The 23,002-nt window shown below is 65.6% G+C and carries 2 protein-coding genes; both read left to right on the forward strand.

The window, feature by feature from the left end; translation table 11 throughout:
• Position 1: 1 nt before the first annotated feature.
• Complete coding sequence (locus tag H1B27_RS07660; RefSeq protein WP_197965558.1) at positions 2 to 6,565, forward strand: non-ribosomal peptide synthetase; 6,564 nt, start codon at positions 2 to 4, stop codon at positions 6,563 to 6,565.
• Complete coding sequence (locus H1B27_RS07665; protein WP_197965559.1) at positions 6,558 to 23,000, forward strand: non-ribosomal peptide synthase/polyketide synthase; 16,443 nt, start codon at positions 6,558 to 6,560, stop codon at positions 22,998 to 23,000. The genes H1B27_RS07660 and H1B27_RS07665 overlap by 8 nt, the downstream gene beginning before the upstream one ends.
• Positions 23,001 to 23,002: the final 2 nt, after the last annotated feature.

A 23,002-nucleotide genomic window follows, 5' to 3' on the forward strand; every position in this document is an offset into this window, starting at 1 on the left:
CATGACCGACACGGCAAAGCCGAGCTTGCGAGAGATGGATCCGGCTCAGATGAGGAGGCTGGTCTCGCTGGCCCGGGAACGCGGCCGAAATGCCGACAGGGGCGGCGCAAACGCGATTCCCGTGGTGACGCGTGGCGGCTCACTGGAGCTGTCCTTTGCGCAGCAACGGCTTTGGCTGCTGGCACAACTCGACGGTACCAATTCCAGCTATCACATTCGAGGAGCATTGCGGCTCTCCGGCGAGCTCGATGTCGATGCGTTGCGTCGGAGCATCGACCGGTTGTTCGCGCGGCATGAGGCACTGCGCAGCGTCTTTCGCGTGATCGACGAACAGCCGCGCGTGGTGCTGCTGCCCGCCGATGAACGTGTCCCGCTGCTTGAACAGGATCTGCGCGGCCGGGACGATTGCGAGCAGGAGCTCGCGCGCCTCTGTTGCGAGGAGGCTGCGACGCCGTTCGATCTCGCCAAAGGACCATTGATCCGCGGTCGGTTGATCCGAACGGCGGAGAGGGAATATCTCTTCCTGCTCACCCAGCATCACATCGTCTCCGACGGCTGGTCGATCGGCGTGCTCGTGCGTGAGCTGGGTGCCCTCTATCGGGCTTTCGTCGCCGGAAAAGACGATCCCTTGCCGCCATTGGCGATCCAGTATCCGGACTATGCTGCTTGGCAGCGACAATGGCTGACGGGCGAGCGATCGCAGCGGCAGGTAGATTATTGGCGTCAGGCGCTCGCGGATGCTCCTGCCGTGCTCGAATTGCCGACGGATCGCCCGCGTCCGCCGGTCAGGACCCTTACCGGGGCGTCCTTGCCGATCGAGATCGATGCGGAGCTCGCATCCGGCATCCGGCGACTGAGCCAGTCGCATCGCGCCAGCCCGTTCATGATCGTGCTGGCGGCCTGGGCGGTTGTGCTGTCGAGGCTTTCCGGGCAGACGGATATCGTCATCGGAACGCCGACGGCCAATCGAAACAGGCCCGAGATCGAGGGCCTGATCGGATTTTTCGTCAACATGCTGGCTGTCCGCATCGATCTTTCGGCCGAGCCCAGCGTCGCCGAACTGCTCCGTCGCGTGCGTACTGCCGCGCTTGCCGCGCAGGATCATCAGGATCTGCCATTCGAGCAGGTCGTCGAAATCACCCAGCCGCTGCGGGGACGGGAGCATACGCCGGTCTTTCAGGTCGCGTTCGCCTGGCAGCGCAACGAGACGGGGACTCTCGAGCTGCCGGGCCTAAAGGCCGAGACCGCCGATATCCCGCTCCAACAGATCAGGTTCGATCTGGAGCTTGATCTGGGCGAGTTGGGCGGACGTATCGTCGGCTCCCTGAACTATGCGACCGCGTTGTTCGACGAAGCGACGATCAGGCGCCACCGGGACTATTTGCTGTCCTTCCTGCGTGCGATGGTTGCGGATGCGGACCAAGCGGTCGATCGCATCGATATCATTGGTGCCGCGGAGCGTGGACGCGTTCTCGACATATGGAATGAGACCACCGCGCCATTTCCCTCGGAAAGCTGCATTCATGAATTGTTTGCGGAGCAAGTGAGAAGGACGCCGGAGGCCGTCGCCCTGGTGTATGATGACGTCCGCTTGAGCTATGGTGACCTCGATGCCAAAGCGGGCCAGCTTGCGCGGCACCTGATGGCCTTAGGCGTGGTGCCGGATCAGCCAGTCGCAATCTGCCTGCCGCGCGGCATCGCCATGGTCGTGAGCCTGTTGGCCGTGCTGAAGGCGGGCGGGGCCTATCTGCCGCTCGATCCCGCCTATCCAGCAGAGCGGCTGCGTGAGATCGTCGACGATGCCGAGCCGCGCGTGCTGATAGCCGACGAGGCGGGAAGGGCGATATTCCCGGATGGGGCCTTTGAGATCGTCGATCCCGAGGCGAATGCCTCCGCCGTCACAACGCAGGCGCCATGCGATCCGGGTGGCCTTGTCGAAGGACTGACGTCGCGTAGCGTCGCCTACATCATCTACACCTCCGGCTCGACTGGCCGGCCGAAAGGGGTGATGGTCGAGCATCGCGGCCTGGTGAATCTGGCGTTGGCGCAACGGGCACTGTTCGAGGTCAATTCGCGTAGCCGCATCGTGCAGTTTGCCTCGTTCAGCTTCGATGCCAGCATCTGGGAAATCGTCATGGCGCTATGCTCGGGCGCCTCGTTGTTTCTGGCTGGCCCGCGCGAGTACACCTCGGAATTGTTCGGCTATCTCACGGACAACGCGATCACGCATGCGACCCTGCCGCCGGCGATGCTGCACGGGCGCGCCGATCTCGACCGCTTGGCCTCGCTGCGGGTTCTTGTTCTTGCCGGTGAATTGCCCAAGACCGAGCTGATCAAGGGATTACCTCCTGGCATCGCCGTCTTCAATGGTTACGGGCCGACGGAAGCAACGGTCTGCGCCACGAGCTGGTTGCGGCCACCGAGTTTTGATGGTGATGCAGCCCCGATCGGTCGTCCGCTGCCGAATGCGCGGATCTATCTTCTGGACCGGTTTGGGGCGCCCGTTCCACTCGGCGCGGTGGGTGAAATTTACATTGGTGGAATCGGTGTTGCGCGCGGCTATCTCAATCGCGCTGACCTGACGGCCGAACGCTTCTTGCGCGATCCCTTCCACGGCGATCCAGATGCGCGCATGTATCGCACCGGTGATCTCGGGCGTTATCTGCCGGACGGCAATGTCGCGTTTGTTGGTCGCAATGATCAGCAGGTCAAGATCCGCGGCTTTCGCGTCGAGCTCGGCGAGATCGAGTTTCGGCTCAACGAGCACGCCGACGTGGCCGATTCCGTCGTGCTGCCTCAGCGTGATCGTGGCGGCGACATGCGGCTGATTGCCTATGTGGCCGCGCGTCGCGGTAACCGCGCGGGGCTCGACGCCGGTGAATTTGCCGGCGCGATGCGCGATCACCTGCGTACGTGCTTGCCGGATTACATGTTGCCGTCAGCCTTCGTGCGCCTCGATGCACTGCCGCTCACGCCAAATGGCAAGGTCGACCGCAAGGCGCTGCCCGCGCCGGAGGACGATGCGTTTGCGCGGCGCCGTTTCGAACCGCCGCGGGGCGATGTTGAGCAGATCGTCGCGAATGTTTGGGCCGAGCTCCTGGGCGTTGATCGCGTGGGACGCGGCGACCACTTCTTCGAACTCGGCGGCCACTCGCTGCTCGCCGTCCGCATGCTGGAGCGGTTGCTGCGGCACGGGCTGAGAGCGGACGCGCGCGCGCTGTTCGCAAAGCCGATGCTGGCAGACTTTGCTGCCGGTCTCGGGGGCGACGGAGCCGTCGACGTTCCCGTCAACCGGATTACCCGGCAGACGAAGGCGATCACGCCCGAATTGTTGCCGCTGATCGCGTTGACGCAATCCGACATCGACAGCATCGTGGCCGGCGTTCCCGGCGGCGTTGCCAACATCCAGGACATCTACGGCCTGTCGCCGCTTCAGGATGGTATCCTCTTTCACCATCTGCTGTCGAAAGAGGGCGATCCATATCTGCTAGTCGGCCGGATGGCATTTGCAAGCCGCGACCTGCTCGATCGTTATCTCGACGCTGTCCGCAAGGTAGTCGACCGCCACGACATTCTGCGAACGTCCATCGTGTGGAACGGCTTGTCCACGCCGGCACAGGTGGTTTGGCGGCAGGCTCCGCTGGTTGTCAGCGAGGTCGTGCTGGATGGCGAAGGTCCCGCGGTTGAGCAGCTCGTGCGACGATTCGACCCGCGTCTCCATCGGATCGATCTCGGTCAGCCACCGCTGCTGCGATTTGCAATTGCCGCCGATCCCGAGGGCGGGCGCTGGCTGCTCTTGGTGCTGCTGCACCACTTGATCGGCGACCACTCCACGCTGGAGGTGATGCACGACGAGGTCGGGAAGATCTTGTCGGGACGGAGTCACGAGTTGCCGCGGCCATATCCGTTCCGCAATCTGGCGGCGAAGTCACGCGGCTCGGTGGCGACCGCGGAGCACGAGCGCTTCTTCCGCGGCATGCTCGCCGACATCGATGAGCCGACCGCGCCATTTGGACTTGAGCAGGTGCACGGGGCCGGCGGTGGCGTTGCGGAAGCCCGGCGGATGCTGCCCGAACAGCTGAGCGCAAGGCTTCGTGCTCAGGCGCGGCGGTTGGGTGTCAGCCTGGCCAGCCTTTGTCATCTCGCCTGGGGGCAGGTGGTGGCACGAACCACCGGGCGGGAGCGCGTCGTGTTCGGGACGGTCCTGTTCGGTCGCATGCAGGCCGGCGCCGGCGGCGATCGCACCATGGGCCTTTTCATCAACACATTGCCGCTGCGGCTCGATCTCGATGATAGGGCGGTCGAGGATAGTGTTCGTGATGCACATGATCGGCTGACCGAGCTGATGGGGCACGAGCACGCCTCGCTGGCGCTCGCGCAAAGATGTAGCGGGGTCGCGGCGCCAGCGCCCCTGTTCAGCTCGATCCTGAACTATCGACACAACGCAATGCCGGCCGATTTGGCCGGCGATAGGGACGGCGCCGGAATCGAATGGCTTGGTGGCGAGGAGCGCACGAATTATCCCTTGATGCTGGCTGTCGAGGACTATGGTCAGGCGCTCGGGCTGACGGCTCAGATCGTCCGTCCGCTCTCGCCTGACCGCATCTGCGCCTTGATGCAGCAGGCGCTCGATCGATTGGCCGAGGCACTGGAACGCTCGCCGCGCGCGCCGGTCCGAGAGCTCGACATTCTGCCTGCAGAGGAGCGTCGGCTCTTGCTGGAGGCGTGGAATCGGAGTCGAGCGCATTATCCGCTAGACCAGTCGTTCGTCGCACAATTCGAGGCGCAGGTCCGGACGTTGCCGGAAGCGATCGCGCTGGTGTTCGGCGAGACGGAGCTGAGTTACGCCGCGCTGAATGCGCGTGCCAACCGGCTGGCGCGGCGATTGCGCGATCGCGGCGTCGGGACCGACGTGGTGGTCGGGCTGGCGCTCGGCCGGGGCGTCGAGATGCTGGTCGCGCTGCTCGCCGTGCTGAAGGCAGGTGGGGCCTATCTGCCGCTCGATCCGGATTACCCGCCGGAGCGGCTGGCGCACATGTTCCGCGACAGCGGCGCGGCGCTGGTGCTGACGCAGACGGACTTGCACGATCAGTTCGCCGCCGTGCTGGCGGAGACCGGTGCCGAGGCCTGGCTGCTCGACGCTTCGGACGGTGAGGGCGAAGATGCCGGCAATCTCGATGTCGCCGTTCACGGCGAGAGCCTTGCCTATGTGATCTACACCTCGGGCTCGACCGGCCTGCCCAAGGGGGTGATGGTCCGCCACGACGCCGTGACGAACTTTCTGGCGACCATGGCGGAGCAGCCCGGCATGACCGCGAGCGAGCGGGTACTGGGACTGACCTCATTGTCCTTCGATATCGCGGTCCTGGAGCTGTGGCTGCCGCTGACGATCGGCGCCTGCGTGGTGCTGGCGGATCGTGCGGCGGCGCATGATCCTGCGCTGCTCAAGGCGATCGTGGAGCGACACGGCGTGTCCCTGATCCAGGCCACGCCGTCGACCTGGCGGATGCTGCTCGATCACGAAGGTCCTTCGCTGCCGGCAAGCTGCCGGGTGCTGTGCGGCGGCGAGGCGCTGCCGCCGGATCTGGCGCGGCGGCTGGTGGAGCAGGCCGGCGAGGTCTGGAACCTGTACGGCCCGACCGAGACCACGGTGTGGTCGGCCCGCCACCGGCTCGATGCGGCGGACGATCGTCCGCTGCTGGGCGGCCCGATCGGCAACACCACGCTGCGCATTCTCGACGGTGATCTCAACCTGGCGCCGGTCGGCGTTGCCGGCGAGCTCTACATCGGGTGCGTCGGGCTGGCGCGCGGCTATTGGCGACGCGGCGCGCTGACGGCCGAGCGCTTCATCCCCGACCCGTTCGGTCCGCCGGGCGCGCGGCTGTACCGGACCGGCGACGTGGCGCGGTGGCGGTCCGACGGCGTGCTCGACTATGTCGGCCGCGCCGACCACCAGGTGAAGATCCGCGGCTTCCGCATCGAGCTCGGCGAGATCGAGGCGCGGCTACAGGCGCAGCAGGGCGTCCGCGCGGCCGTGGTGGTGGCGCGCGAGGCCGGCGCCGGCCGCCAGCTGGTTGGCTATGTCAGTGGCGACGCACTGGACGGAGCCGCTCTCAAGACGGCCTTGTCCTCGGTGTTGCCGGATTACATGGTCCCGGCGCGGATCGTGGTGCTGGAGCGCCTGCCGCTGACGCCGAACGGCAAGATCGATCGCAAGGCGCTACCGGCACCGGATCAGCTCGCATCTTCCGCCGAGCACGTCGCGCCGCGCACGCCGGCCGAGGCAGCGCTGGCTGCGATCTGGGCCGATCTGCTGCGCCAGCCCGACATCGGTGTCACCGACAATTTCTTCGAGCTCGGAGGGGATTCCCTGATCGCCGTTCAGCTCGTCAGCCGCATCAAGCGTGATCTCGGCTATGACCTGCCGCTCAACCGTCTGTTCGAAATGACGACTGTTGAAGCCATGGCGGCTGCGTTGGGCCTGGAGGACGAAACCGCCAAGCGGGGCGACGACATCGCCGCGATGCTCGACATGTTGAAGGAAGTCGAACTGTCCGATGAGTGACACGGCAACCACGCAAAAGCAGCAGCTGCGCGACATTTCACGGCGCCTGATGCGCCTCGATGCCGGCAAGCAGCACGCGTTCCTCTCTCAGCTTGCGGCGAAGGGCGTCAACCTCGCCATGCTGCCGATTGTGCGCCAGGGACGCAAGCGGGCTCCATTGTCCTTTGCGCAATCGCGTCTCTGGTTCCTGTGGCGGATGGATCCGGGCAGCGCCGCTTACAACATCTCGGCGACGGTGCGCGTGCGCGGCAAGCTGCAACCAGGCGTGCTGCAGCAGGCGTTCGATGCGCTCGTCGCCCGCCACACTGCACTTCGCACGGTGTTTCGGCAGGAAGGCGAGATCGCCGAGCAATGCATATGCGACCCGCGGCCCGTCGTAATGCGGCAGGTGTCGCTCGACGGCGATGACCGCGAGGGGCAGGCGCGTTCGCTGGCGCGACGAGAAGCTTCGCTGCCGTTCGATCTCGAAGCCGGCCCGCCTATGCGTGCGGCGTTGCTGACGTTGAACGAGAGCGATCATTTCCTCGTCGTCAGTCTGCACCATATCGTCACCGACGGCTGGTCGATGGGCGTGCTGGTCGACGAATTCTGGAAGCTGTACGCGGCATTCGCACACGGTGAAACGCCCGCTCTACCGGAGCCGGAGATCGATTGTGCCGACTATGCCGAATGGCAGCGGCTCTGGATGAGTGCGGTCGACGGCACGCGGCAGGCCGATTACTGGACCAGGCGTCTTGCCGATTCGGCCGTGCTCCAGCTGCCGATCGACCGGGCGCGACCGGCGGTCCCCGATCTTGCGGGAGCAGCACGGCACATTCCGCTCGATCCGGTATTGGTAGATGGCCTGCGCGCTCTGGCGCGGCGACACCGTACGACACTGTTTGTTGTCATGCTGGCGAGCTTCAAACTGCTGCTTTATCGCTACACTGGCCAGTCCGATATCAACATCGGTGTGCCCGTCGCCAATCGGCACCGCGACGAAATACGCGACGTGATCGGCTTGTTCGTCAACACCCAGGTGCTTCGCACACAGATCGACGGCCGGGCGGCGATCGCGGACTTCATTGCGAAAGTCCATGCGGCCATGATCGAGGCACAGGAGAACCAGGACCTTCCGTTCGAGCGACTGCTCGAGATCCTCCAGCCCACGCGCAGCCTGAGCCAGAACTCGCTTTTTCAGGTCCTCTACAATCACCAGCACCGCCGGGCGTCGGGCAATCCACCGGATCGGACCGGCCTTCAGATCGAAACGATCGACGCCGACGTTGACACGGTCAAGTTCGATCTCGCGCTCGATACCGAAGAGGGGCCGTCGGGCGAAATCCGCGCGATCTTCACCTACGCGAAGGCGCTGTTCGAGACCTCCACGATCGAGCGCCTTGCCACGCATTGGACCACGATACTGAAGGCGATGGTTGCCGACGACATGCAATCGATCGCCGAAGTGGCGCTACTTTCCGAACAGGAACTGGAGAGGCTGCGCCAGTGGAACGATGGGGATGGCGGAACGACCGGTACACCGCTCATGCCGGTTCACCGGACTGTCGCGCGGCTAGCGACTGAAACGCCCGATGCGCCGGCGCTGGTCTTCGGCGAGGATGAAATCAGCTATGCCGAGCTCAGCCGGCGCGCCAATCGCCTCGCGCATCATCTGATGCACCTGGGCGTCGGTCCCTCCGACCTCGTCGCCATCTCGGCGCGCCGCTCACCACATCTCATCGTGGCCCTGCTCGCAATCTTGAAGACGGGGGCCGCCTATCTGCCGCTCGATCCCGAGCATCCAGCGAGGCGGCAGGTCGGCACCATGCGCGATGCCGGCGCGCGTATCGTGCTGATCGACGCGGATGGTTCGGCGCTCACGCCGTCGCCGCCCGGCATCGAGGTCGTTCACCTCGGTGGGATCGACCTCGCGGGGGAGAGCGAAAGCGATCCGGAGATTGCGCTGGCTGCGACCAGCCTTGCCTATGTGATCTACACCTCGGGCTCCACCGGTATCCCGAAAGGCGTCGCGGTCGAGCACGGCCCGTTCGCGATGCATTGTGAGGTGACGGCCCGGCTCTACGACATGGACCGGCACTCGCGCGAGCTGCACTTCCTGTCCTTCACCTTCGATGGAGCACATGAGCGGCTTTGGACCGCACTGACCTGCGGCGCCGCACTGGTGATGCGCGACGCAGATTTGTGGTCGGCCGAGCAAACCCTCGATGTCCTGCACCGGCAACGTGTCACCAATGCCGGTTTCCCGCCCGCCTATCTACAACAGCTCGCCGAATTCGCGATGTGGCGTGGCGATCCACCACCGGTGGAACTCTACTCGTTCGGCGGCGAGGCGATGCCCAAGGCCGGATTCGATAAGGTCAAGCACGCGCTCAAGCCGCGCACGTTGATCAACGGTTATGGCCCAACCGAAACCGTGGTGACGCCGCTGGTCTGGAAAGTCGATGCCAGCGAGGAGATTGACGGCAATTACGCGCCGATCGGTCGTCCGGTGGGGCGCCGCTCAGCCTATATTCTGGACAATGATCTCAATATCGTGCCGGTCGGCGTGATCGGCGAGCTGTTCATCGGCGGCGAGGGACTGGCGCGCGGCTACTGGCGGCGTGCCGAGCTGACGGCTGAACGCTTCGTCCCAGATCCGTTCGGTACGCCGGGCGCACGGCTTTATCGCACCGGAGATTTGGCGCGGTGGCGCGCCGACGGTGTGATCGAATATGTCGGCCGCTCCGACCACCAGGTGAAGATCCGCGGCTTCAGGATCGAGCTCGGCGAGATCGAAGCATGGCTGATGCGGCAAGCCGGGGTGCAGTCGGCTGTCGTCGTTGCCCGCGAAGCCGGCGTCAGCCGTCAGTTGGTCGGCTATGTCGCGGGCGATGGACCGTTCGACGAGGCGGCGATGCGCGCGGCACTTGCGGACGAGCTGCCTGACTACATGGTGCCTTCCCGCATTATGCGGCTCGAACGGCTGCCGCTCACCGCCCACGGCAAGGTCGATCGCGACGCTCTGCCGGCGCCAGAGATGCTCCCGGCGACCGCCGCATACGCGGCGCCGCGCTCGACGGCCGAGACGGTGCTCGCTGCGATCTGGGCTGAGCTGCTCGGCCAGCCCCTCATCGGTGTCGAAGACAATTTCTTCGAGCTCGGCGGCGATTCCATCATCTCGTTGCAACTGGTCGGCCGCGCCCGCCAGGCGGGGCTGCTGATCGAGCCGCGTGATGTCTTCCGACACCAGACCTTGCAGGATCTGGCGCGCGTCGCGCGGCGTGAAAGCAAGGCGGAAGATGTCGTCGTCGAAGGCGATATCGAGGGCCGCGAGCATCCGCTGCTACCGATCCAGCTGCGGTTCTTCGGCGAGGATGCAGGGGACCGCCACCACTGGAACCAGGCTGTCCTGTTGAGACCGAAGTCGCGGCTCGATTGGCTATTTGTCGAGCGCACGGTCGGCGCTCTCGTCGCTCATCACGCGGCCTTGCGCCTACGCTTCGAGAACATGGGTGGCACCTGGCGTGCGATCTATGGCGCAACGCCGCCAATGTCGGAGCTGCTGTGGATTCGCAACGACATCCGCGACGCTGCCGCAGTCACAAAAGTCGCCTCTGAAGCCCAGGCCAGCCTCTCGCTGGCCGGACCGTTGTTGCGCGTGGTCGGTATGGACCTCGCGGACGGCAGCCAGCGACTTCTGGTGGTGGTGCATCACCTCGTCATCGATGGCGTGTCATGGCGCGTGCTGCTCGAGGATTTTGCGGCTGCGTACGATCAGCTTCGGCAAGGCGTGGCCTCGGTCGCGCTGGCGAGGAGCGAGCTTTATGCATCTTGGGGTGCGCGGTTGCACGCCTATGCCACGACCGACGAGCTGGTCGCCGAGTTCGGCTATTGGCTTGATCGAGGAGCGCATGCCGCGGTTCCCTGCGACGATGATCATGGCGGTGTCGACCGGGTTGCGGACGGTGAGGAAGTCCTGCTGACGTTCGACGCAGAACTGACGACGCGGCTCCTGAAGGAGGCGCCATCCGCCTATCGCACCCAGGTCAATGATCTCCTGCTGGCGGCGCTTGCGCGGGCAGTCTCGCGCTGGGGCGCGATCGATGATGTTGTCGTCGAGCTCGAAGGGCACGGCCGGGAGGACATCTTCGCAGGCATGGACGTGTCCCGCACCATTGGCTGGTTCACCACAGCGTTTCCGGTGCGCTTGCGGACCGGATCGGGTGACGACGCTGCGCTGATAAAGTCGGTCAAGGAGGAGCTTCGCGCCGTTCCCAACCGCGGGCTGGGCTATGGCGTCCTGCGCCATCTCGGCACGAAGGCGCAGCGCAGCGCGCTTGAGGCATTGCCTGAGCCGCGCATCGTCTTCAACTATCTCGGCCAGTTCGATTCGAGCATGGGACAGAACGCGCCATTCCGCCTTGCGCCCGAGAGCTCCGGGCCGATGCGCAGCGAAAGCGCACCGCTTGGCCGCTGGGTCAGCATCAACGGCCAGGTCGGTGAAGGACAATTGCGCCTGTCGTTCAGCTATGGCCGCAGGCGCTATCGGAGGGCGACGATCGAACGTCTCGCAGAGCACTATGCTGCGGCCTTACGCGAACTCGTCACGCATTGCACGGGTGGCGCGCGCGGCGTGACGCCGTCGGTCTTCCCGTTGTCGGACTTGAGCCAGGCTGATCTCGACGTGCTGGTCGCAACGATCGACTGTCGCGAGGTCGAGGACATCTATCCGCTGTCGCCGATGCAGCAGGGCATGCTTTTCCACGCCCTGCGTGACGACGAAAGTGGCAATTACGTCAACCAGATCGGCCTGGAGATCCGCGGTCTCGATTCCGGCAGGCTGCGCGCAGCCTGGCACGAGGTCAGCTTACGGCATGCGGTGTTGCGAACCGGATTTGCGTGGCGTGAGCTGTCGGGGGCGGCACAGCAGGTGGTCTATCGCTCTGCGCCTTTGCCGTTCGAGGAAGAGGACTGGCGCACGCAGGCGGCCGCCAGGGACGATGAAGAGCTCCGGGCCGCGTTGGCGCGCGCCGCGCAAGCCGAGCGCGCCAGAGCATTCGACTTGTCGCAGGCGCCGTTGCAGCGGGTGCGGCTGATCAGGCTCGACGAGACACGCCATTGGCTGATCTGGACACATCACCATATCCTGCTCGACGGCTGGAGCGCGGCGCGTCTGATGGCCGAGATCTTGCAGCACGAGCGCGGCGAGCGGCTGCCTGCTGTGCGGGGCCGCTACCGCGACTATATCCAGTGGCTGCAGAAGCAGGACCGCGAGTCGTCGACATCGTTCTGGCGCACCGCGCTGGCAGAATTGGATGAGCCCAGTGTCCTCGCGGCCACGCTGGGAGGACCTGCAATCAAGGGCGCTTCCGGCCACGGCTCGCTGGACATGCTTCTCACGGCCGAGCTGACGGCAGGCTTGCAAGCGTTCGCGAGGCGCGAGCGCGTCACACTCAACACGTTGGTGCAAGGCGCGTGGGCGCAGCTGCTGCGTCGTCACACCGGCCAGCGCGCGGTCTGTTTCGGCGCGACGGTCTCCGGCCGACCCGCCGAGATCAGTGGCGTCGAGGACATGGTCGGCCTGTTCATCAACACGCTGCCCATCGTCGATCAGGCCAACCCGCAAGAGGAGGTGGGGGCGTGGTTACGCGAGCTCCAGGCGCGCAACATGGATCTGCGCGATCACGGCTGGATGCCGCTTTATGAAATTCAACGTCTTGCCGGGCGCTCGGGGCGAGCGCTGTTCGACAATATCCTCGTGTTCGAGAACTACCCGATCGATCAGGTGCTGCGAGACGAGAGCGAGAGCGGCAGCCGGTTCGGCCGGGTCGAGCAGGTCTCGATCACCAATTATGCGTTGACGGTGGCGGTGTTTGCCAAGTCCAACGGCATCAATCTGGGCTTTCGCTACGACCGCAGCCGCTTTGACGACGATCAGATAAGGCATCTGCAAGGCTCACTGTCGCAGCTGCTGGTCAGGATCGTGGAGGACGGGTCTCGTCCGCTTGGCGTGCTCGAGAGCCTCGATGCCGACGAGACTCAGAAGGTGCTCGGTTGGAGCGGCTGCGTTGAGCGGGCTCCGAAGTCTAGTGAGAGTATCGTCGCGCAGATTGAAGCACGGGCCGAGGCTTCGCCGTCGTCGGTCGCGTTGGTTTTCGGCGACCGCGAGATCAGTTATGGCGCGCTGAATGCGCGCGCCAATCGCCTTGCGTGGCGGCTGCGAGATCATGGGATCGGTCGCGACCGGCTGGTCAGTTTGGCGCTCGAGCGAAGCATCGAGCTGGTCGTCGGCGTCCTGGCCGTTCTGAAGGCCGGCGGCGCCTATCTGCCGCTCGATCCAGACTATCCATCCGATCGCCTTCTTCACATGCTGCGTGACAGCGGAACAACGTTGGTGCTGACCCAGGAGCGGCTCTTGACGCATCTGGCGCCTGTGATCGCGGATGCGAATGCCGAATCCTGGACCATCGTTGGAGAGGACGAAGCTCGCATCGACGACTGCGCTGGCAATCCCGATGCAGCACTCCATCCGGACAGTCTGGCCTATCTGATGTACACGTCGGGATCGACCGGCGTGCCGAAGGGCGTGGCCTGTTCTCATCGCGCGCTTGCAGCGCGGCTTGGCTGGATGCAGGCGGAGTATCGCGTCGATGCCGGCGAGACCTTCCTGCACAAGACGCCTTTCAGCTTCGATGTCTCGGTCTGGGAAATCCTGTGGCCGCTTGCGGCCGGCGCGCGGCTTGCGATCGCGGCTCCGGGGGCGCATCGCGAGCCGCGGCGCCTCGTGGAGGCCGTCATCGCCCATGACGTGACGACGCTGCATTTCGTGCCTCAGATGCTCGAGCATTTCGTGGCCGAGCCCGACACAGCGCGCTGCACCTCGCTCAAGCGCCTGTTCGCGGGCGGCGAAGCGCTGTCGCTCGACCTGATGACGCGCGTGCTCGCGACGTTCCCCGGCGTCCGGTTCGACAATCGCTACGGTCCGACTGAAGCCTCGATCAACGCGACCTACTGGACCTGTCGTGATGAGGGCGCGGCGCGCGTGCCGATCGGACGGCCCATTCCCGGCGTGACGATCCGTATCCTCGACACTGATCTGAACCTGGTGCCGGCGGGCGTGACCGGCGAGCTGTTCATAGGCGGGGCGGGTTTGGCGCGGGGCTATTGGCGGCGCGCAAGCCTGACGGCGGAGCGCTTCATTCCCGATCCCTTCGGCGAAGCGGGCGAGCGGCTCTATCGGTCGGGCGATCTGGCGCGCTGGCGGGCCGATGGTGCGATCGACTATGTCGGGCGTGCGGATCACCAGATCAAGATACGTGGCTTCCGCATCGAGCTCGGTGAGATCGAGGCGCGGCTGCTCGAACAGCCCGGCGTCCGCTCCGCGATTGTGGTGGCGCGAGAGATCGGCGCCGGCCGCCAACTGGTCGGCTACGTCGCCGGCACGGGTGAACTGGAAGAGGCCGGGCTGCGGACGGCGCTGTCGGCCGTCCTGCCTGATTACATGGTGCCGCCGAGAATTGCGGTGCTGGAGCGGCTGCCCTTGATGCCGAGCGGCAAGGTGGATCGCCATGCGCTGCCGGCGCCCGACATGGTTCATGGGGATGCGGAGCACCAGGCGCCACGCACGCCGGCCGAGATCGCCTTTGCGGCGATCTGGGCCGAGCTGCTCGGCCAGCCCGCCGTCAGCCTCCGCGACAATTTCTTCGAGCTCGGCGGCGATTCCATTATCTCGCTCCAGATGGTGAGTCGCGCCCGGCGCGCCGGATACCTAATCGAACCACGCGACGTGTTTCAGCATCAGACGCTGGAGGCGCTCGCGCTCGCGGCGCGGATCGAGCAGCCCGCGGAGACGCTCGCCGATCAAGGGCAGGTCACCGGCCCGCATCCGCTCTTGCCGATTCAGTCCCGCTTCTTTGCGGAGGATATGGAAAATCGGGACCATTGGAACCAGGCGGTGCTGCTGCGGCCGAGAGACCGTCTCGACTGGGACGTAATGCGGCGTGCGCTCGGCGCCGTGGTCGTTCATCACGACGCGCTGCGCCTCCGCTTCGAAGAGAGACAAGAAGGCTGGCGTGCCGAGCACGGTGTTCCTCTAGCCGCGGACGTACTGCTCTGGGTCCGGCACGCGGCCGACCGCGATGCTGTGACTGCGCTGGCATCGTCGGCGCAGGCAAGCCTGTCGATCTCCAGTGGAGTGCTGTTGCGAGCGGTCGGCATCGATGTCGCCGATGGCAGCCAGCGTTTTCTGATCGTGATCCACCATCTGGTGGTCGACGGCGTATCATGGCGAATTCTGCTGGAGGACATCGCCTCTGCGTACACCCAGCTTGCGCAAGGTGATGCCACGGTCGCGCTTCCGCCCAAGACCCACGCTTACGCGCTGTGGGGACAGCGCTTGCGAGCCTACGCAACATCGCCTCAATTGGCGAGCGAACTATCCTATTGGACCGGCCGCCATGCGGGTGCGGACATTCCTTGCGACGACGATCATGACGGCGTCGACCGCATTGCAGATGCCGATGAGGTCCTGCTGACGTTCGAAAGCGAATGGACGCGGCGGCTGCTCGCGGAAGCTCCGTCGGCTTATCGCACGCAGGTCAATGATCTCCTTCTCGCCGGCCTTGCACGCGCCGTTTGGCGGTGGTGCGGACATGACGACGTCCTCGTCGAGCTGGAAGGTCATGGCCGCGAGGACCTGTCCGGCGATCTCGACCTCTCGCGCACGGTCGGCTGGTTCACGACAGCTTTTCCCGTGCGATTGGCCGGTGGTTCGCAAGAGTCCTCGCTGTTGATCAAGTCGGTGAAGGAGGAGCTTCGTGGCATTCCCGGCCGCGGGCTCGGCTACGGCGTGTTGCGCTATCTCGGCTCGGAGGAGCAACGCACGGCGCTGTCGCATGTTGCCGAGCCGAAGATTGCCTTCAACTATTTGGGCCAGATCGACGGCGGCGACGCTGAAGCGGTGCTGTTCGCGATGGCGGCGGAAAGTGCTGGTCCATCCCGCGATGCATTGAGCCCGCTGAGACGCTGGCTGAGTGTGAACGGCACGGTCCGCGATGGCCGGTTACGGCTGTCGTTCGGCTTCGGCCGCAAGCGCTATCGGCGCGAGACGGTCGAGCGATTGGCCGCGTTGTACGAGGCTGCATTGCATGAGCTGGTCGAACACTGCACCGGCGGCGCCTGCGGCCTGACGCCATCCGACGTGGCGTTGTCGGAGCTCGGTCAGGTCGAGCTCGACAGGCTTGCACTCGATTGGCGCGAGATCGAGGACATCTACCCATTGTCGCCGATGCAGCAGGGCATGTTGTTCCATGCGATGCATGACGGCGAGAGGGGGCTCTACGTCAATCAGGTCGCGGCGGAGATCCGCGGCCTGGATGCCGTAAAACTGCGCCGCGCCTGGCGCTCGGTCAGCGATCGCCATGCGGTGCTGCGGACCGGATTCGTCTGGCGTGATTTGTCCGGCGCGCCGCAACAGGTCGTTTATCGTCGCGCCGAAGTGCCCTTTGTCGAAGACGACTGGCGCGAGCGAATTGAAGGGTGGGACCAGACACGGTTGGACGCGGCACTCGTCGACGTCTCGCGGCAGGAGCAGGCCGCGGGGTTCGACTTGTCGCGACCGCCCTTGCAGCGCGTCCGGCTGATCCGGCTCGGCGAAGACCGGCATTGGCTGATCTGGACGCATCATCACATCCTGCTCGACGGGTGGAGCTCGGCGCGGCTGATCGCCGAGGTGATGCAGCATAACGGCGAGGGACGTCTCCCGGCGTTGCAGCATCGTTACCGCGACTACATCGCGTGGCTGAAGGGCCGTGACAGCGACGCACCGGCAAGGTTCTGGCGCGATGCGACGGCCGGGCTGGACGAGCCAAGTTTCCTGAGTGAAAGCCTGGCCGAACGCACAGAACCGCAGTCGCCGGACCACGGCTCGCTTGCGCTGGAGCTGGATCCTGCGTTGACTGGACGGTTGCTGGAATTTGCGGTGCGCGAGCGGATCACGATGAATACGCTGGTGCAGGCGGCATGGGCGCAGTTGCTGCGACAGCATACCGGGCAGAGGACGGTTTGCTTCGGTGTCACGGTGTCGGGCAGGCCGCCTGAGCTTGCCGGCGCTGAAGAAATGGTCGGCCTGTTCATCAACACGTTGCCGGTCATCGACGGCGTCAGCCCGCAGCAGGCCGTCGGCGCATGGCTCCGCGAATTGCAGGATCGCAATCTGGCCTTGCGCGAATTCGGCGCGACGCCGCTCTATGAGATCCAGCGGCTGGCAGGGCGCCCGGGACGGCCGCTGTTCGACAGCATCCTGGTGTTCGAGAATTACCCGGTCGACCGCGCGCTGATCGGGCAGAACCGGCAGATCCAGGTCGGCGAAACCCGGATCGTCGAGACCAGCAATTATCCTTTGTTCGCCAGCATCGGCGTCGATGAGCGCCTGCGTCTCGTCTTCAATTATCAGCGCAAATATTTCGACGAGGCCCGAATCGCACGGCTGCAGCGAACCTTTGTGCGGCTGATCGAGGCGCTGAGCATGGATGCCGATCGATCGGTTGGCATGATCGCGGCCCGCGATCCCGCGGATGACGTCCTGCTTGCACGGGCGAACGATACGCGCCGGGATGAACCGCGCGAGGGGATCATTGCGCAGTTCGAGGCACAGGTCCGGAAGTCGCCGCAGGCGATCGCGCTGGCGTTCGGCGAGGCGGAGCTGAGTTACGCCGCGCTGAATGCACGCGTCAACCGGCTGGCGCGGCGATTGCGCGATCGCGGCGTCGGGACCGACGTGGTGGTCGGGCTGGCGCTCGACCGGGGCGCCGAGATGCTGGTCGCGCTGCTCGCCGTGTTGAAGGCCGGTGGGGCCTATCTGCCGCTCGATCCGGACTATCCGTCGGAGCGGTTGGCGCACATGCTGCGCGACAGCGGCGCGGCGCTGGTGCTGACGCAGACGGACTTGCACGATCAGTTCGCCGCCGTGCTGGCGGAGACCGGTGCCGAGGCCTGGCTGCTCGACGGGCAGGACGGCGGGGCCGGAGATGCCGGCAATCTCGATGTCGTAGTTCACGGCGAGAGCCTTGCCTATGTGATCTACACCTCGGGCTCGACCGGCCTGCCCAAGGGGGTGATGGTCCGCCACGATGCCGTGACCAATTTCCTGGCGACCATGGCGGAGCAGCCCGGCATGACCGCGAGCGACCGGGTATTGGGACTGACCTCATTGTCCTTCGACATCGCGGTCCTGGAGCTGTGGCTGCCGCTGACGATCGGCGCCTGCGTGGTGCTGGCGGATCGTGCGGCGGCGCATGATCCTGCGCTGCTCAAGGCACTCGTGGAGCGACACGGCGTGTCCCTGATCCAGGCCACGCCGTCGACCTGGCGGATGCTGCTCGATCACGAGGGTCCTTCGCTGTCGGCGAGCTGCCGGGTGCTGTGCGGCGGCGAGGCGCTGCCGCCGGATCTGGCGCGGTGGCTGGTGGAGCAGGCCGGCGAGGTCTGGAACCTGTACGGCCCGACCGAGACCACGGTGTGGTCGGCCCGCCACCGGCTCGATGCGGCGGACGATCGTCCGCTGCTGGGCGGCCCGATCGGCAACACCACGCTGCACATTCTCGACGGTGATCTCAACCTGGCGCCGGTCGGCGTTGCCGGCGAACTCTACATCGGGGGCGCCGGGCTGGCGCGCGGCTATTGGCGGCGCGGCGCGCTGACGGCGGAGCGCTTCATCCCCGACCCGTTCGGTCCGCCCGGCGCGCGGCTGTACCGGACCGGCGACGTGGCGCGGTGGCGGTCCGACGGCGTGCTCGACTATGTCGGTCGCGCCGACCACCAGGTGAAGATCCGCGGCTTCCGCATCGAGCTTGGCGAGATCGAGGCGCGGCTACAGGCGCAGCAGGGCGTCCGCGCGGCCGTGGTGGTGGCGCGCGAGGCCGGCGCCGGCCGCCAGCTGGTTGGCTATGTCAGTGGCGACGCACTGGACGGAGCCGCTCTCAAGACGGCCTTGTCCTCGGTGTTGCCGGATTACATGGTCCCGGCGCGGATCGTGGTGCTGGAGCGCCTGCCGCTGACGCCGAACGGCAAGATCGATCGCAAGGCGCTGCCGGCACCGGATCAGCTCGCATCTTCCGCCGAGCACGTCGCGCCGCGCACGCCGGCCGAGGCAGCGCTGGCTGCGATCTGGGCCGATCTGCTGCGCCAGCCCGACGTCGGTGTCACCGACAATTTCTTCGAGCTCGGCGGCGATTCCATCATCTCGCTGCAAATGGTGAGCCGTGCGCGCCGCGAAGGCGTGCGGATCGAGCCACGCGACGTGTTCCGGCATCAGACCATCGAGGCGCTGATTGCGTCGTGCCGCGATGTCGGTCCCGGCAAAGGCGCCGCGGCATCGGAGCGCGGCTCGCTTGCGAGACTCTCGGTCGAGCAGCTCGAACGGCTCGGTCTCCACTGGGACCGCATCGAGGACGTCTATCCGCTGTCGCCGATGCAGCAGGGCATGCTGTTTCACAGCTTGCGCGACGCCGGCAGCGGCGTTTATGTCAACCAGGTCAGCGTCGAGATCCGAGGCCTCGATCCGGAACGGCTCGGCAGAGCGTGGCGCGAGGTCAGCGCGCGCCATCAGATGCTTCGGACCGGATTCCTGTGGCGGGAGCTCTCCGGCTCTCCCCTGCAAGTCGTCTATCGCGATGCCATCGCTCCGTTCGAGCAGGACGACTGGCGTGGGCAGGCGGTCAGTGATGAACGGATTGCGGCTGCCCTTGCCGATGAGCGCGCCGCCGAGTTCGATCTCCAGGCGCCGCCGCTCCAGCGGGTGCGGCTGCTCCGGCTCCAGGACGACCTGTATCGGTTGATCTGGACCTATCATCACATCCTGATGGATGGGTGGAGCTCGGCGAGGTTCGTCGGAGACGTCCTGGAATGTTATTACGGCGGGACCCCCGCCGCGAATGCGACGCGCTACCGCGACTACATCGACTGGCTGCTGGCTCAGGATACAAAGGCAGCCGAAACGTTCTGGCGCGAGCAGCTCAAAAGCTTCGACCAGCCGACGCAGCTCGCCGACGCCTTCGGCCCGCGCCGCCATCAGGAATCCGGCCACGAACGCTGTTACACGCGTCTCGGAGAGGCCGCGACCGCGGAGCTGAAGGCGTTCGCGCGGCGCGAACGGATCACGCTGAACACCGTCGTCCAGGGCGTGTGGGCACTGCTGCTGCAACGCTATACGGGCCAGAACTCCGTGACGTTCGGCGTAACCGTGGCCGGTCGTCCGGCCAGTCTCGACGGATCGCAGCAGATGCTCGGGCTCTTCATCAATACGCTGCCCGTGATCGAAACGCTTGCGCCCGCCAGCACCATCGGAGAATGGCTGCGCGCGCTCCAGGACCGAAACTCGGCGATCCGGGACTACGAGCACACGCCGCTCTACGACATCCAGGGCTGGGCCGGCCGCGCCGGCCAGACCATGTTCGACAGCATCATCGTCTTCGAGAACTATCCGATCGAACGCAGCATGCATCGCAGCGACGGCGCTCTACAATTCAGCGGTCTGAAGAATGTCGACGTGACGAACTATCCGATGGATCTGTCGGTGCTCGTCGAAGATACGCTGCAGGTCGAATACACCTATATGCCGAGCCATTTCACGGCCGGACAGGCGGCGCAGATCAAGGCGCAGTTCGAGCATTTGCTAACGGCTCTGACTCGGGACGCAATGGCTCTGCTCGGCAACCTTGATCCTGTCACGGAGATCGACGCCGCACTGGCAGATCGCTGCAATCGGAGTGCCGCGGCGAGTGCTCCGCTGTCGCTGGTGCATGAGGCGATCAGCAGTCACGCGCAGCGTCATCCGGAGCGGACGGCGTTGACCATAGGCAGCACGGTGCTCTCGTTCGGGGACCTCGAACGCAGGGCCAACCGCCTCGCCCATCATCTGATCGCCCGCGGGCTCAAACCCGAGCAACGCATCGGCGTGGTCGTCGAGCGAACCGAATCCACGATGATCGCACTGCTGGCTGTCCTCAAGGCCGGCGGAGCTTACGTTCCGATCGATCCCGAGCTGCCATCGGAGCGGCGTGCGTTCGTCATGCGTGATGCGGAGATCGCGTTCCTGTTGACGGCACAGCTCAGCATCGAGGACAGCCAGGATGGCGTCGAACGGATCTCGCTGTCCACGTTCGATTTCGGCGCAGGGCCCGACCATCCGCCGCAACGTGACCTTTATCCTGAAAACCTTGCCTATCTGATCTATACCTCGGGCTCGACGGGGACACCAAAGGGTGTCGCCGTCGCCCATGGGCCGCTGGCGATGCACTGTCACGTCACGGGCGGTCTCTACGAGATCGACGAAAGCTCGTGCGAGCTGCATTTCCTATCGCTGGCCTTCGATGGCGCTCATGAGCGCTGGCTGACGGTTCTGTCGCACGGCGCGCGGCTGCTGATGCGTGACGCCGAGTTGTGGACGCCGGAGCAGACGGTCGAAAACCTGCATGCCCATTGCGTCAGCCATATCGGATTGCCGCCGGCCTACCTCCAGCAGGTCGCGGAATGCGTCGAGCGGAACGGCAACCCGCCGCCGGTCAAGCTCTATTCGTTCGGCGGCGAGGCAATGCCGAAGGCTGGGTTCGACAAGGTCAGGCGCGTTCTCAAGCCCGGTATCCTGATCAATGGCTACGGCCCGACCGAAACCGTGGTCACGCCGCTGGTCTGGAAGGTCGACGGGGCGGGTGAATGCGACACGCCCTATGCGCCGATCGGCGTTCCGGTCGGTGACCGCCGCGCTTACATTCTCGATGGCGCACTCGACATCATTCCTGCGGGTGTTGCCGGCGAACTCTATTTGGGCGGCTTCGGGCTGGCGCGCGGCTATCACGCTAGGGCTGGCATGACCGCGGAGCGCTTCGTGCCTGACCCGTTCTCGACGGTGCCGGGCGCCCGGCTGTACCGCACCGGCGATCTGGCGCGATGGCGCGATGACGGGACCGTCGAATATCTCGGGCGCAGCGATGATCAGGTCAAGGTCAACGGCTTCCGGATCGAGCTCGGAGAGATCCAGACCTCGCTGCTGCGCTACGACGCGATCGCGCAGGCGGCGGTGGTGGCAGTTCCAAACGCGGCCGGAAACCAGCTCATCGCCTATGTCGCGCCGAAGGTGGCACGCGACGCCGCGCCAGGTGCGGCCGAGGCGCTGGTCGAGCTCTTGACCGACTTCCTGAGGCGGATCCTGCCGGCCTATATGGTGCCGGCTCGCATCATGGTGCTGGAGCGGCTGCCGACATTGTCGAGCGGCAAGATCGACCGTCGTGCGTTGCCGGCTCCCGATGCGTCGATACGCAGCTTCGTTGCGCCGCAGGGCCCGGCAGAGACAGCGATGGCCGACCTGTGGTCGGACATTCTGCAAGTGCCGCAGGTCGGCGTCACCGACAATTTCTTCGAACTCGGCGGCAATTCGATCCTGTGTCTCAAGGTCGTGGCGCGGCTCCGCCAGGACAAGGCGTTCGGGATCGAGATCAAGCTGCGCGATCTGCTTCAGAAGCCGACGATCCGTGCGTTGCTCGCCGGCAGCGCTTCTACGGGCTCTGCCGTCGCTGCGGCACCGTCGGCGCTGCTGCCGCTGAATGCCGCGGTTTTCGGCGTGAACCCGGTATTCTCTGTGCATGGCGGCTTTGGCACCGTCTTCGACTATGGGCCGCTGGCGCGCCGCCTGGAAGGGCACCGGCAGGTGATCGGGCTGCAATCGAGAATGCTGGTCGATCCCTCGTGGACCGACGCCTCCCTCGAAGCCATGGCCGTGGACTACGCGGCTGAGATCCGGCGTATGCAGCCGCGCGGTCCCTACAGCCTGGTCGGCTGGTCCTTGGGAGGACTGCTGGTCGGCCTCGTCGCGGTCGAGCTCGAACGCGGCGGTGAGCGCGTCGATCGTCTTGCGCTGGTCGACAGCTTCGTGCCGCGACAGCCGGACGGATCGAGCGCGCAGGAGGCGATTGCCCACTGGACCGACGATCTCGCCGGATTGCTATCGGCGGTTCTTCCGAACGCTGCGGCCTCTCGCATCAAGGCGCAGGTCGAGGCAGCGAAACGTGCTGATCTGCCGGAGACGCCGGAGCACATTCGCGACCTCGTTGCTTTTGTTGTGGAGCAGGGCAGGAGCGTGAGAGCGGACGACGCCTCGCTCGGCGCGGATGATCTGTCCGCTGCGTTCGCAGTCGGTCGGCATCTCAACAGGCTGGCGCAGAACGCAGCGCTGCCGCGGGGCCTCGAAGCCACGCCGCTCTGCTGGTGGACCTCGGCCCGTCTGGCACAGCGTGATCGGTTGGAATTGCAGTTGCCGAAGGCGGTCGATCGCGGCTTCGTCGGCGACAACCATTTCACGATCCTGAGGGATGCCGGCCTGCTCGATGAGATCTGCGGTCTGCTCGTGCCGGCGGCGGCGTCGACGATCGCGCGAGATACGGTCCCGGAGCCGGCGGAGTAGGC

The organism is Bradyrhizobium diversitatis (assembly GCF_016031635.1).
In the GTDB taxonomy this organism is placed as follows: Bacteria; Pseudomonadota; Alphaproteobacteria; order Rhizobiales; family Xanthobacteraceae; genus Bradyrhizobium; species Bradyrhizobium diversitatis.